This window comes from Myroides indicus (assembly GCF_004364575.1).
Classification (GTDB): Bacteria; Bacteroidota; Bacteroidia; order Flavobacteriales; family Flavobacteriaceae; genus Flavobacterium; species Flavobacterium indicum_A.
The window spans coordinates 1-13,776 of the sequence record NZ_SOAG01000026.1 but is presented as its reverse complement, the minus strand read 5'-3'; the positions used below and the strand labels follow the sequence as shown (position 1 = coordinate 13,776).

The following is a 13,776-nucleotide window of genomic DNA, read 5'->3' as shown; positions in this document are numbered from 1 at the left end:
GTTATTCATAATTTTAAAATCTGTAAATAAAGAGATTACAGTTTCATCTGTTGGTGAATTATCCGAGTTGCTGCATCTGACAAAACAAATTATCAGAAGAACTATAATAGCCGATATAATTAAACTATTTTTCATATTATCATTATTTATGGTTTTATATTATAAACTAATTCCACTTGATAATTATAGCTGGCAGAACCCGGATTAAAATTTCCATAACTGTAAAATGCGTTATCAAGTCCTCCCCATCCCCAGTTCATATTATATCTTAATACAGTAAACGCTGTTGGTTTTCCAAAAATTTTTATACAAAATGTGGTTTTATCCACCCCATCAGCAACCCACATATGTCCATCTGTTTTCTGTTTAAATATCCACCAGCCTTTTGCTCTTCCTCCACTTAAAATAACAGGTCTGTTTTGTAAAATATCATTCAACATTAGAGGTTCAATTATAAAAGCACTACTCATAGTGTTTGCTGTAGAATATCTATAATTTAACTTTAAAAGTGAATGCACCGGAAAGTCAGAACTCACTCCTGTTGATTCACACCTATACTTTAAAGGTCTTATTGTAAAAAAAGGATTGAATTTATCATAAAAATAGTAAATTTTGTGATGTATATCATTAATTAGAGACTTTGAAGCATATGTTCCAACTAGATCATCCATCGCATTATAATCAAAATTTGCCGGGTATTGATGATAGCGCATTACTTGTGCTATTGCAATAGGAACACAACCCGCATAAAAACGATTGTTTGAGGTTCCAATATTGCTACAATATTGAGGTACAGCTAATGGCATAAAGTCATTAAAACTAGCCCTCTGATGCCAGGCTGTAGTTAACAAAGGTGCTTTAAAAACTGTATTTGTCGGTATTTGATTACATGGTGATGATACAAAAGCTGTAGGATTAAGAACCCCCGCTTTTGTAACATCCCAATATTCAATAAATTCTATTGGTTGTTCTAAATTTTTAGTTCGTATTTCTTGAATTTGCTCTTTTGCAAATTGCAACCAATCAATAAGCCCGTGGGGAAATCCTATTTCTTCATCCAGTGAAAAATTATTATCAAAAGAATACGCTAAAACAGGTATTGAACGCTTATCAGCTGCTAAAATAAAAAAGCCTCCTTCGTGATAATTGCTAATGTAAAAGATTACTTTGTCCTCCTCGTCTTTAATGGGAATTATTTCTTTTAATACCTTGTCTTTAAATCCCATTTCTACTGTTTCTTTTGAAGAGAAGCTATTTGCTATTAACCCAACTTCTTCATAATTAACAAAATAATCTGTATCTACAGATGATAGTACATTTTGAAAACTATCATCTAACTCTTTTTCTTTTTCCAAAGAGCAGGAAGTAATAAATAACGATATTACAACCACAAAAAGCCATTTAATTTTTTTCATCTTTGAACATCTTTAATTATATAATCTTTGAAACCTATTTAATATAGCTTGGATTTTTCAGCACATATACATCATGCTGTTTTATAATTAATAACGGAAAAACAAAAAGGTAAATATCATTTTTAAAATATTTCTTTATCACTGTCAGATGTTCCGATTTTGCGATAGTCGAAAGTTGCTACTAATACGTAAAAATTTTTTGCAATATTTTCCCTAAAAAACATCTTTTTAAGTGTAATTAATGAATTGTGGAAAATAATTTTAGCAAAGTTAGCGAAAGAACCCTCGTTGCTCCTTAAAAAAGAGAGTAACGAGGGTTAAAATAAAAAAGTCTTAATTTTTTATTGATAACTAATTTCTGCCGTAAATAAAATCTGATTATTTAATTTCCCGATGGCTTTTGTAGGGAATTTTGGTTTTTTCTCATCTTTAAATTCATAGGTATAGGCAATATCTATATCTCCTTCATGTGTAACTGCAGATATTTGAACCGGATTGTTTCTTCTGCCTACGATATCCACAAAATCAATATTATCTCCCAATGGGATACCTCCCGTAAAATGTATTTGTGTCCAGCCTTCTATATTTACAACTGACGTACTTTTATTATCATAAGTTGCTGTAAGCTCTACATTACCTTCACTTCCAAAATCTGCTTCACCCTTTACTAAATTACCATTGCTATCAAAATTAAACAACATTTCGCCGCTAAGCACCCATGCTCCGTCTTTACGTTCGTATTGTTTTTTCTCTACTGACTGATTAGTAAGATATTTATATTCTGTTTTGTCATTTTGTTGATTTTGGCGGTAAGCAATCTCCCTGACAAGCATACTATTTTCATATTCATATTGAACAAAATCACCATTAGAACCATATTCTATTTTATCAATCAAATCGCCTTTGTAAATGTAGCGTTCTTCGTTGTTTCTATCTGTTCCTGTTATGGTTATTTTATTTATTTTTTGCGTATCCGAAACATAGCTGATTGTGTACGTTACAACGCCATTTTTTTCAGTTTCCATAACTACTTTTGAAGGCAATACTTTAGCTTCTACCGAAGGCGGTGAAGGCGGATTTGGAGGTCCTGATGGATTTGGATCTGGATTGTTGTCCGAACTACTGCAAGAAGCGACTAGCATGACTGCTGCAAAAAAGAATATTATATTTTTCATTTTAGTAAGATTTAAGTTCAACGTTTTTACTGTACGGTAAAAGTAAATACCCCGATTTACTTTATATAGGAAAAAAACGACACTTTTAAAGATTATAGTGCGTACTATCACTTTTCACCCTTGACGAGGAAACACTAAAAATGAACCCTAACTTTTGTAATCTTACTTAAAAACCAATTAAACCACTCTAATAAAGTGGTTTAATTTTTTATTTTTCTATTTTTTAGCTTCAGTTATCGGAAGCTGAGCTTCTGTGGGAACATAGACCTTAGAACCAGTACTGTTTCGGATAGCATCTATCTTTAAGTACTCCAGATATTCTTTATTTCCTTTCATGCTTTCTCCTATTATTCGGTTTGCTTCAGCTACTCCTTTAGCGCGTTCAATTTCTGCCTGAGCTTCTGCTTTGGCAATCTTTATTTTAGCTTCTGCCTGCAAAGTTGCCGATTCATTTTCAGCTTTGGCAGTTTCTATCATCGCTTTTTTACTATTTTCCGCTTCCAACAACGTTGCTTTTCCGTTAGCTTCTGCATTTTTCATTTTTTGCTGTCTGTTAAATTCCCAACACGATGTTGTTGAAAATGCTACTAACAATAATCCAATAAGTAGTTTTTTATTTTTCATTGTAAAATTTTTAACCCTCCTAAGATATATATTTTTTAAACGTCTCCGAAATAACCTCACAACATATTGCAATAGAAAAACAATCTATGCCAATGTTTCTTCTTAACTTTGCAGGTTTAAAATGAATCGGATAAAATATGATCGAAAATAAAAATCAATCCAAAACAGATTTAAGCCAATTAGGAGAATTTGGTTTGATAGAACACCTAACTCATAACTTTTCTATTCAACAACCTTCTACAGTAAAAGGTATTGGCGATGACGCCGCAGTCCTTTCTTTTAATGATAAAAAAACACTAGTTTCTACCGATTTATTAGTTGAAGGTGTTCACTTTGATTTGGCATATATGCCTTTAAAGCACTTAGGCTACAAAGCTATAGTTGTAAACCTGTCTGATATTTGCGCAATGAACGCCGTTCCTACACAAGTTACCGTTTCCATTGCGATTTCTAATCGGTTTCCACTGGAAGCACTGGAAGAATTATATGAAGGAATTGCTTTAGCTTGTAGCTATTACAAAGTAGATTTAATTGGGGGAGACACTACTTCCTCTCAAAAAGGATTAATCATCAGCGTTACAGCAGTTGGTCAGACCGATGAAAGTGAAATTGTTTACCGCAGCGGCGCTCAGGACAAAGACCTGTTAGTTGTAACCGGTGACGTAGGAAGCGCATATATGGGGCTCCAAGTCCTGGAAAGAGAAAAGCAGGTATATTTGGTAAATCCGAACAGTCAGCCCGATTTAACTCCATACGACTATATTATTGAGCGACAGCTCAAACCGGAAGCGCGAACAGATATCAAAAAACTATTGGCTGATTTAGAAGTAAAACCCACAGCAATGATAGATGTTTCTGATGGATTATCTTCCGAAATCATGCATATTTGCAAACAGTCAAAAGTAGGCTGTAACTTATATGAAGAAAAAATCCCGCTTGATCCGCAATTTATCAATACCTGCGAAGAATTTAATATAGACTCAACAACAATTGCTATTAATGGCGGAGAAGATTACGAATTGCTTTTTACCATAAAAATGGAAGATTATGAAAAGATAAAAGGCAATCCTAATTTCACCATTATCGGACATATTACTCCCGAAGCCGAAGGAGTTCATCTTATTACAAGAGCAAATACCAAAATTCCGCTTAAAGCCAGAGGATGGAACACTCTTCAAAATAATGAAGACTGATTTTTAAAGCATTGTCCTGAGAAGAACAATGCTTTTTCTTTTAGACTACCGTTAAAAACAACTGTTTACTTGTTTTTATCCCTTGTAAATAAGTATATTTACCCTTCAAAAACAAATCATTTAAAATGAATAAAACGTATCAGCTAAAAGTAAACGGCGATGCTGTTTTTGAAAGTGAAGACCTCATGCACGAAAATATAAATGCAGCGGAAACAGGTACAAATACCTATCACGTTCTCAAAAACAATCAGTCATACGACATAAAAATTATCTCAGAACAATTCAACGACAAAGCTTATGAAGTTTCAGTAAACGGCAATACATACACTGTCGATATCCAAACCGAATTGGATAAACTGATTAATCAGCTTGGTTTTTCACTAAACTCCTCCAAACAAGTTAACTCTATAAAGGCACCTATGCCAGGTCTTATTTTAGACATCCACGTTTCAGAGGGCCAGGAAGTTGTAGAAAATGACAATTTGCTGATTTTAGAAGCTATGAAAATGGAGAACAATCTGGTATCACCGCGTGCAGGAAAAATCAAATCTATCCACGTAAACAAAGGTGATACAGTAGACAAAGGATTAGTGCTAATTGAATTTGAATAAACGATGAAAAAAATATTAGTTGCCAATCGTGGCGAAATTGCCGTCAGAATTATGAAAACGGCAAAGAAAATGGGAATCAAAACCGTTGCGGTATATTCAACCGCAGACCGATTGGCTCCTCACGTAAAAATGGCAGACGAAGCCGTTTGCATAGGAGAAGCTCCATCTAATCAATCTTACCTTTTGGGAGATAAAATTATTGAAACTGCCAAAAGTCTTAACGTAGACGGCATTCATCCGGGGTACGGATTTTTAAGCGAAAACGCAAATTTCGCTACCGCCTGCGAAAAAAACGGCATAACCTTTATCGGACCTAAATCGCATGCCATCGAAGTAATGGGAAGCAAACTTGCAGCAAAAGAAACTGTAAAGGCGTATGACATTCCTATGGTTCCAGGCTTGGATGAAGCCATTACAGATGTGGAAAAAGCAAAACAGGTAGCCAAGCAAATAGGCTTTCCTATTTTGATAAAAGCATCTGCCGGCGGTGGCGGAAAAGGGATGCGCATCGTAGAAAAAGAAGCAGATTTTGAATCGCAGATGCAGCGTGCTATTTCAGAGGCTACTTCCGCCTTTGGCGATGGTTCTGTTTTTATTGAAAAGTATATTGGTTCGCCTCGTCATATCGAAATCCAGGTTTTAGCAGATACACATGGCAATATTGTTTACCTTTTTGAACGTGAGTGCAGTATACAGCGCCGCCATCAAAAAGTAGTAGAAGAAGCTCCTTCCTCTGTTTTAACGCCGGAAATTCGTAAAAAGATGGGAGAAGCTGCGGTGCAAGTAGCTGCCTCATGCAATTATTTAGGTGCCGGAACGGTAGAGTTTTTGATTGATGAAAATCTAAACTTTTACTTTTTGGAGATGAATACTCGCCTGCAGGTAGAGCATCCCGTTACAGAACTTATAACCGGTTTAGATCTGGTTGAAATGCAGATTCGCATTGCCCGTGGAGAAAAACTTCCTTTTGCGCAAGACGATCTTCATATTAAGGGACATGCCATGGAACTTCGGATTTATGCAGAAGACCCTTTAAACGACTTTTTGCCAAGTGTTGGACATTTAGAAATTTACCAGCTTCCGGAGGGAGAAAATATCCGTGTAGACAACGGTATCGAGCAAGGTATGGATGTTCCTATTTATTATGATCCAATGCTCGCCAAACTTATTACCTACGGCAAAACAAGAGAAGAAGCTATCGAAGTAATGATCAAAGCCATTCAAAACTATAAAGTAAAAGGAATTAGCACAACTCTTCCTTTCGGAAAATTTGTTATGGAACACCCTGCTTTCAGAGAAGGACATTTTGACACTAACTTTGTAAAAAAATACTATAGTAGCGACCTGGTTAAAGATCAATACAAAGACGAAGCTGAAATTGCTGCTTTTATCGCCTTGAAAAAGTATTTAGAAGATCAAAAACAACTTCGCTTACCAAATTAAAACATCATGAATCATCCAAAAATATCAAAATTACAAGAAACTCAGGCTCAGGCTAAACTGGGTGGGGGACAAAAACGAATAGATACTCAGCACGCAAAGGGAAAACTTACAGCCCGGGAACGCGTAGAATATCTATTAGACGAAGGCTCTTTTGAAGAAGTAGGTATGTTGGTAACTCACCGCACTACAGATTTTAACATGGATAAAGAAGTGTATTATGGAGACGGAGTCGTTACCGGATACGGAACAATAAACGGCAGATTAGTCTATGTTTTTGCACAGGATTTTACCGTTTTTGGAGGAGCACTTTCCGAAACTCATGCCGAAAAAATATGCAAAGTAATGGATATGGCTGTAAAAATGGGGGCTCCAATGATCGGATTAAATGATTCTGGCGGTGCCCGTATTCAGGAAGGTGTTCGCTCTTTGGGCGGATATGCTGACATTTTTTACAGAAACGTCCAAGCTTCGGGTGTTATTCCTCAAATTTCTGCTATTATGGGTCCTTGTGCCGGCGGAGCAGTATATTCTCCTGCAATGACTGATTTTACGATGATGGTAGAAGGATCCAGCTATATGTTTGTAACCGGACCCAACGTAGTAAAAACCGTAACGAACGAAGAAGTAACTTCAGAAGAACTCGGGGGAGCGAGTACACACTCTACCAAATCGGGAGTGGCACACACCACATCGCCAAATGATGTTGCTTGTTTGGAAGACATCAAAAAATTGCTGTCATATTTACCGCAAAACAATACCGAAAAGCCACACGCTATATCCTATCAGCCGAAAGAAGAATATAAGTTTGAACTTGACGACATTATTCCGGAAAGCTCGACCAAACCGTATGATATGAAAACTGTGATTGACCATATCATTGACGAGGGTTCCTTTTTTGAGATCCACAAAGACTACGCAGAAAATATTGTAGTAGGTTTTGCCCGTCTTGGTGGAAAAAGTGTCGGAATTGTAGCGAATAACCCTATGTTTTTGGCAGGGTGTTTGGATGTAAACAGTTCAATTAAGGCAGCCCGATTTACTCGTTTTTGTGACGCTTTCAACATTCCGCTATTGGTTTTGGTAGACGTACCGGGCTTTTTGCCAGGAACAGATCAGGAGTGGAACGGAATCATTGTGCACGGAGCTAAATTACTGTACGCTTTAAGTGAGGCAACCGTGCCAAAAGTTACTGTTATTACCCGTAAAGCTTACGGAGGTGCTTATGACGTAATGAACTCCAAACACATTGGTGCAGATATGAATTTTGCCTGGCCAAGTGCAGAAATTGCAGTAATGGGGGCAAAAGGAGCCAGTGAAATCATCTTTAAAAAGGAGATTTCTGAATCAGCTGATCCAACAGCTAAATTAGCAGAGAAAGAAGCTGAATATGCCGAAAAATTTGCCACACCTTATCGCGCTGCTCAACGCGGTTTTATAGACGAAGTTATTTTACCCAATGAAACCAGACGGAAATTGCTCAAAGCTTTTTCAATGTTAGAAAACAAAGAAGTAAACCAACCGAAAAGAAAACACGGGAATATTCCTTTATAATCTACAAACGTCCGCCATATAGCGGACGTTTTTTTTATACATTCCTAAACCATTTAATCTTTTTTATTCTATTTTTATACTTCAAAATCAGATTTTTTTTGTTCATGGATTTAATCAATGCAAACCTTACTATATCCATTATATCTTTCGGGATACTCGTTTTTTTAAGTTTAGTATGTGCTATAAATCCTTTTCGGGCGAACAAAAAAGCAAATTACTGGTTTGCTCTTTTTTGTATGATTTGGGCTACATTTTGGCTGGATGATGTCTTAGATTTTATACTAATTGAAGATATTAATGTTTCTTATTCCCATCTTCTTCTTGCCCAGCTTTTTATTCCTATCATTTTTTATGTAAGCGTTGTTTTTTACACCAACCCCGATTATCAGTTTAAAAATAAGTCACTGCTGTTACTCATTCCATTAGTTTACCTGATCTTAACATCACTCAAACATTACAATTGGATATCGGTTGCCTTTTATTCTTTTTTGATCATAAGCTTTTTGTTGCTCTTAGGGATAGTTTATACAGTCAAGTCTTTTTTAATAATTACCAGCCATCAGCAAAATATCCTGAAATTTTCGGCAGAGTCGACAGAGATTAATCTTATCTGGCTCAAAAAAATAATACTGGGTATTTTAGTTATCAGTTTTGTTTCTTTGGTATATAATATTTTTTGGAATGAAAATAAACTCAATATTTTTATCAATTCCATTTTTTTACTTATTGTTTTTTATACTGGTTATCACGCTTTAAAACAAAAAGAAATATACCCTTCAAGCCAAACAGAAAGAAGCGAGCTTTTAAATCTTGATACTTCCGCAGATGAAGAAGAGAGAGAAAAAAGAAAATTAATAACCGACTCAGATTTAAGAGAACTGAAAAACAAGCTCACCACCTTGATGGATCTCCAAAAACCATATTTAAACAGCGAGCTGAACCTTATCACCTTATCAACAATGATAAATTTAACGCCACACCATTTATCTTATGTAATTAATCAAGGGTTTAATGAAAATTTTTTTCAATTTATAAATAAATACCGGGTTGAAAAAGCCAAGCAGTTACTAACCGATAAAGACAATTTGCATTTGTCTATTTTGGGAATTGCTTTTGAAGCTGGTTTCAATTCAAAAACTGCTTTTAATACAACTTTCAAAAAAATCACTGGTTTCACCCCTACTGAATTCAGAAAAAAAAGTTCAAGATTATAAAACAGAACACCTCTACCAATTTATTTCCATCAATAAATCAGGAGGTTATAATAAAATAGATCCTACTTTATAACACAGAACAAATGACTTGTATAACCTCGGTATTTTTGAAAAAAAAATAAATGCAAATTTTATCAGATTCCAGAAAACCTTACGCCGTTGTTACGGGGGCAAGCCAAGGGTTAGGTGCTTCTTTTGTTAAAGCTTTAGCCAAACAAGGGTTCAATATAATTATGGTAAGTCTTCCCGGACAAAATTTAAAAGAATCAGCCTTAAAGACAGCCGCTAAATATTCTGTTAAAACAGCCTGTTACGAGACAGACCTCACACAAAAAGAAAACATTTTAAATCTTGCCAAATGGATTAACTCTCAGTTTTCTATTTGCATGCTGATTAACAATGCAGGGAGTGGCGGAACCAAAAAATTTATAGAGGCAGATATAGATTACCTGGATAAAATTATACAATTAAACATTAGGGCTATTTCCATACTTACACATCAGTTATTACCCAATATGATGGAACAACATCAAGCTTATGTGCTCAATGTATCAAGCATGGCAGCTTTTAGTCCAATGGGATATAAAACTGTTTATCCTGCTTCCAAAACTTTTGTACATTCTTTCTCCAGAGGATTATATCAAGAATTAAAAGATACCAATGTGTTTGTAAGTGTTATAAACCCCGGAGCGATGAAAACTAATCCCGAAATTATTTCTCGCATAGAAAAACAAGGGATATTAGGAAAACTTACTCTCCTTGATCCCGATAAAGTCGCTCAATATGCTCTTAAACAACTTTTAAAAAAAGACAGCGTTATTATGGTCAATGGTTTTAGTTGGCTTTTGCTGAAAATAACTCCTATTTTTATAAAACTTCCTCTAATGACGAGAGCCATAAAAAGAGAATTGAGCCAGTTATAAGCAGAATTTAATCCATACAACAGGTGAATAATATATTTATTACAGGTGCGAACAGCCTTTTAGGAACCAATCTAATCGAATTGTTATGTCAAGACAATTACAATGTTTATGCGTTAGTCCGTGCAAAGAACAAATATCAGGGCAAACAATACAATAATTTGTTTTTGATAGAATCTAATCTGTTTGATGACCTCTCTCCCTATCTGAAAAAATGTACAATTCTCGTTCATATTGCTGCAGAAACAAGACAGCATCTGCATTCCGCAAAGCATTATGATAAAATAAACTTCTGTGCCACAAAAACAATCTTTGAAACCGCACAGCAATGCCATGTCAAAAGAATGATTATGGTTTCAACTGCTAACACCTTATCACATGGTACCAAGGATAATCCGGGCAATGAACTAAAACCATTCCGGTATCCTTTTACCAAATCATTTTACGCTCAAAGCAAATCAAAAGCAGAACAATATCTCAAAACCAACAGCAAAGAAACAGAAGTTATATTTCTGCATCCGACTTTTATGTTAGGCGCTTATGATCATAAGCCAAGTTCTGGAAAAATCTTATTTATGATTTGGAAAAAGAAATGGATATTCTGCCCTAAAGGAGGTAAAAATTTTGTGCATGTACAAGACGTTTCAAAAGCCATTATAAGTGCTTTTAGCAAAGCAAAAGACAAAGAGCATTATTTGCTATGCAACGAGAATCTAACGTATAAAGAGTTCTTTAAAAAGTTTAATCACACAACACAGCAAAAAACAAAAATAATTACCGTTCCCGATTTTATACTATTATTCATTGGCTTCTTCGGAGATTTAGTTCGTTTATTGCAAATAAATACATCTCTGAACAGTACAAATATGAGGATCTTATACGAAAAAAACTTTTATTCAAATCAAAAATCAAGATCTGAGTTGGGAATAGAATACCAACCGGTGGAAACAGCCATCCGGGACGCTCTTCATTATTTTAATCAAAAAGGTATGTAAGCCTATTTAAAGATTCACTGTCGTAAAGCGAGGAAAATGCTTTTATGAATCTTTTAATTTTAAACAGAGTAAAAAAACAATTGAAATACCCAATTGTAATTTTATCTAACATATATTATTCATAAAAAACAGAATACTTTATTAGCGTTCTAATAAAGTCTGTAAATAGATAATTTAATCTATTGTATAATCCTAAAAAGATTTAACTTATCTTTATTCCTTTTTTAAACTTAATTATTACATTCCTAATATTTCTATGTCTCAAAAAAAACAAATAGTTCCATTTACAAGCTATGAAAAATTCGTAATTTTTATCTTAGCCATTACGCAATTTACAATAATCCTCGATTTTATGGTGATGTCTCCGTTAGGAGACATACTTGTAAAATCAATGAATATTAATGCTTCCTCTTTTGGAAATATAGTTTCTGCATATGCTTATAGTGCCGGAATATCAGGATTATTAACTGCCGGATTTGCTGATAAATTTGATCGGAAAAAACTTCTTGTCTTTTTTTATTTTGGCTTTATTGTCGGAACTGTTTTTTGTGGAATTGCAAACAGTTATAATTCTATTATATTAGCGCGAATCATTACAGGTTTGTTTGGAGGCGTAATCGGTTCAATTTCCATGGCTATCATAACCGATCTATTCATTTTGGAAAAACGAGGTCGTGTTATGGGCTTTGTTCAGATGGGATTCGGAGCGAGTCAGGTATTAGGAATTCCTATTGGTTTATATATTGCTAATCACATGGGATGGGAGGCTCCATTTCTTTTTATTGCCACTTTAGCTTTATGCATATTAATATTCATTCTTCTTTTCTTAAAACCCGTTCAAGACCATCTTATTGAAAAAGAAAATCATAATATTATAAAACACTTTATTAATACCTTAAAAAACAGAAACTATCAACGAGGCTTTTTAACGACGTCATTATTGTCTTTAGGCGGCTTTATGATGATGCCCTATGCGACCATTTTTGCCGTAAACAATTTAAGCGTAAAAACAGAACAGCTTCCCATACTTTTTATGGTAGCAGGTATAGTTTCATTAATAACAATGCCTTTTATAGGAAGACTTAGCGATAAAATTAATAAGTTTAAGCTGTTTTGTATCGGATGTTTATGGCTCATCGGTTTTTGTATAGTTTACACAAACATGTTTGCCATTCCTTTTTGGTTAGTTTTACTGCTCAATATCGGGGTAACAGTAGGTGTTTTATGTCGAATGGTACCTTCTATGGCTCTGATTTCTGCCATACCAGATAATAAAGATCGTGGTGCTTATATGAGTATCCAAGCTTCATTACAGCAAATTGCGGGTGGTATTGCCGCTACTTTTGCTGGGATAATAGTTTATCAAAAAACATCAATAGCTCCATTAGAACATTATGACATAATAGGATACACTGTTTCTGTATTTGTCATATTTTCTATGCTTCTGATGGCTGGAGTTAACCGATATGTACACAACAAAAATCCTTTTCAAACAAACAAGTAATTATACAAACAGCTTTTCATAAAAAAGGGAGAACCATAATTCCCCCTTTTCGTCCAAACACCTCGCACCTATTTCAAAAAGTACTTCCTTTAAAAAAACAGAAATAACAATAAACTATCCTACCAAGACTTTTTAAATAAGTGACGAAAATATGATTAGCAGACAGTTTATACCAATACTAAACAACAGCAAATTAAAAATAAATTTTTTATTAAAGTTTGCAAAAAAAGAAGCATTGTAAGTCATACAAAGGGCAGTTGTTAAAAACAATTCAATTTTTTGTATATCTCCTCCGCCTTGCTTTAAAATAAACATTGCGGTAACTCCCCCTACACAACTTTGCAGCAAAAGTCCCAAAGTACCATATCCCAAATATCCTTCTTTAAATTGATTTAAAAGTCTAGTGTATAACATAATCATCATAATTATTTATGCGAAGTTAACACAGCTAAACACTAATATTTATGATTCTGCTCATAAAAGGATTTTTATACGACATCAAAGTTTAATATTTCAATTTCAAAAATAATCCTGAAACGATTGCGACACCGCAATAAACCTGACCTATATAATTAAGCCTTCCTTCTACAAAATAAAAAGTTACAATAATACTAACTAAAGAGATGAGAATGAGAATAATTTTAGCCAAAACAAGAGGTACTTCCCATTTAACCACAGTATAAAAGGAAAAAATATAAACCAATAATCCTGGAATAGAAAATAAAAAAGCTATTATCGTAGTTATAAAGAGTAAAAAAAACATAAAAGAATAAATCCAAACTATTGCCCATAGATCACTTAAACTCACTCCCGCAAAAGACTTAAAAGAACCCATAATATTCCACAAAAGCTTTAAGATCCCCGCAATCAAAGGAGATAGTGAAATAATGCAAATATAAGAAACCAAATAAATCCATTTATAAGCCTTTGCCATAACCAAACCATTTAGGTTTTCAAATATAAAACAAAAAATCCCCTTCACATTAATGTGAAGGGGATTTTCAAAAGAAGGGCAGCGACATACTCTCCCACCTTTCGGCAGTACCATCTGCGCTGGCGGGCTTAACTGCTCTGTTCGAAATGGAAAGAGGTGGACCCCGCCGCAATAACCACCCTGATTCGGCAGCTACT

General features: G+C 34.6%; 13 protein-coding genes and 1 rRNA gene. 8 read left to right on the top strand and 6 right to left on the bottom strand.

Features of this window, described 5'->3' with window-relative positions; all coding sequences use genetic code 11:
• Positions 1-146 precede the first annotated feature (146 nt).
• The 3 genes from C8P70_RS10840 to C8P70_RS10830 all read right to left on the bottom strand — a co-directional run bounded on the left by C8P70_RS10840 (position 147) and on the right by C8P70_RS10830 (position 3,214).
• Entirely contained in the window at positions 147-1,415 is a 1,269-nt protein-coding gene (locus C8P70_RS10840; protein ID WP_133713345.1) for a C10 family peptidase, read from the bottom strand.
• Positions 1,416-1,756: 341 nt separating this feature from the next.
• Positions 1,757-2,590, bottom strand: coding sequence for a hypothetical protein (locus tag C8P70_RS10835; RefSeq protein WP_133713344.1), 834 nt, complete (start codon positions 2,588-2,590; stop codon positions 1,757-1,759).
• A 216-nt stretch (positions 2,591-2,806) separates the two neighbouring features.
• The gene (locus tag C8P70_RS10830) at positions 2,807-3,214 is read right to left on the bottom strand and encodes an SPFH domain-containing protein (RefSeq protein WP_133713343.1); all 408 of its coding nucleotides are present in this window, start codon (positions 3,212-3,214) and stop codon (positions 2,807-2,809) included.
• Between the two features lie 137 nt (positions 3,215-3,351).
• Between C8P70_RS10830 and thiL the strand changes: the two genes are divergently transcribed.
• From thiL to C8P70_RS10790, 8 genes are all read left to right on the top strand, one after another.
• Positions 3,352-4,407, top strand: a complete 1,056-nt coding sequence (thiL, locus tag C8P70_RS10825) for a thiamine-phosphate kinase (protein WP_133713342.1) — start codon at positions 3,352-3,354, stop codon at positions 4,405-4,407.
• 125 nt (positions 4,408-4,532) lie between these two features.
• Positions 4,533-5,018: an acetyl-CoA carboxylase biotin carboxyl carrier protein subunit gene (locus C8P70_RS10820; protein WP_133713341.1), complete on the top strand. Its 486-nt coding sequence runs from the start codon at positions 4,533-4,535 to the stop codon at positions 5,016-5,018.
• A 3-nt stretch (positions 5,019-5,021) separates the two neighbouring features.
• Positions 5,022-6,461, top strand: a complete 1,440-nt coding sequence (accC, locus tag C8P70_RS10815) for an acetyl-CoA carboxylase biotin carboxylase subunit (RefSeq protein ID WP_133713340.1) — start codon at positions 5,022-5,024, stop codon at positions 6,459-6,461.
• Positions 6,462-6,467: 6 nt separating this feature from the next.
• A complete protein-coding gene (locus C8P70_RS10810; RefSeq protein ID WP_133713339.1) occupies positions 6,468-8,012 on the top strand; it encodes an acyl-CoA carboxylase subunit beta in 1,545 nt (514 codons plus the stop codon).
• A 236-nt stretch (positions 8,013-8,248) separates the two neighbouring features.
• Positions 8,249-9,226 carry a helix-turn-helix domain-containing protein gene (locus C8P70_RS10805; RefSeq protein WP_166666219.1) on the top strand — a complete coding sequence of 326 codons (978 nt, stop codon included), beginning with the start codon at positions 8,249-8,251 and terminating at the stop codon, positions 9,224-9,226.
• Positions 9,227-9,348: 122 nt separating this feature from the next.
• Positions 9,349-10,149, top strand: coding sequence for an SDR family NAD(P)-dependent oxidoreductase (locus tag C8P70_RS10800; protein WP_133713337.1), 801 nt, complete (start codon positions 9,349-9,351; stop codon positions 10,147-10,149).
• 23 nt (positions 10,150-10,172) lie between these two features.
• Positions 10,173-11,141, top strand: coding sequence for an NAD-dependent epimerase/dehydratase family protein (locus C8P70_RS10795; protein WP_133713336.1), 969 nt, complete (start codon positions 10,173-10,175; stop codon positions 11,139-11,141).
• 256 nt (positions 11,142-11,397) lie between these two features.
• Entirely contained in the window at positions 11,398-12,645 is a 1,248-nt protein-coding gene (locus tag C8P70_RS10790) for an MFS transporter (RefSeq protein ID WP_133713335.1), read from the top strand.
• A gap of 132 nt (positions 12,646-12,777) precedes the next feature.
• Here the strand turns inward: C8P70_RS10790 and C8P70_RS10785 are convergent, their stop codons facing one another.
• From C8P70_RS10785 to rrf, 3 genes are all read right to left on the bottom strand, one after another.
• Positions 12,778-13,059: a hypothetical protein gene (locus C8P70_RS10785; protein WP_133713334.1), complete on the bottom strand. Its 282-nt coding sequence runs from the start codon at positions 13,057-13,059 to the stop codon at positions 12,778-12,780.
• 91 nt (positions 13,060-13,150) lie between these two features.
• Entirely contained in the window at positions 13,151-13,579 is a 429-nt protein-coding gene (locus C8P70_RS10780) for a hypothetical protein (RefSeq protein ID WP_133713333.1), read from the bottom strand.
• 73 nt (positions 13,580-13,652) lie between these two features.
• Positions 13,653-13,762 (bottom strand): 5S ribosomal RNA (gene rrf, locus C8P70_RS10775).
• Between the last annotated feature and the right edge of the window lie 14 nt (positions 13,763-13,776).

Bases quoted from the DNA above. Each gene is read 5' to 3' on its own strand.
- C8P70_RS10810 (WP_133713339.1), top strand. From the start codon at position 6,468: ATGAATCATCCAAAAATATCAAAATTACAAGAAACTCAGGCTCAGGCT.
- accC (WP_133713340.1), top strand. From the start codon at position 5,022: ATGAAAAAAATATTAGTTGCCAATCGTGGCGAAATTGCCGTCAGAATT.
- C8P70_RS10830 (WP_133713343.1), bottom strand. From the start codon at position 3,214: ATGAAAAATAAAAAACTACTTATTGGATTATTGTTAGTAGCATTTTCA.
- C8P70_RS10820 (WP_133713341.1), top strand. From the start codon at position 4,533: ATGAATAAAACGTATCAGCTAAAAGTAAACGGCGATGCTGTTTTTGAA.
- C8P70_RS10785 (WP_133713334.1), bottom strand. From the start codon at position 13,059: ATGTTATACACTAGACTTTTAAATCAATTTAAAGAAGGATATTTGGGA.
- C8P70_RS10805 (WP_166666219.1), top strand. From the start codon at position 8,249: ATGATTTGGGCTACATTTTGGCTGGATGATGTCTTAGATTTTATACTA.
- C8P70_RS10835 (WP_133713344.1), bottom strand. From the start codon at position 2,590: ATGAAAAATATAATATTCTTTTTTGCAGCAGTCATGCTAGTCGCTTCT.
- C8P70_RS10780 (WP_133713333.1), bottom strand. From the start codon at position 13,579: ATGGCAAAGGCTTATAAATGGATTTATTTGGTTTCTTATATTTGCATT.
- C8P70_RS10840 (WP_133713345.1), bottom strand. From the start codon at position 1,415: ATGAAAAAAATTAAATGGCTTTTTGTGGTTGTAATATCGTTATTTATT.
- C8P70_RS10790 (WP_133713335.1), top strand. From the start codon at position 11,398: ATGTCTCAAAAAAAACAAATAGTTCCATTTACAAGCTATGAAAAATTC.
- C8P70_RS10800 (WP_133713337.1), top strand. From the start codon at position 9,349: ATGCAAATTTTATCAGATTCCAGAAAACCTTACGCCGTTGTTACGGGG.
- thiL (WP_133713342.1), top strand. From the start codon at position 3,352: ATGATCGAAAATAAAAATCAATCCAAAACAGATTTAAGCCAATTAGGA.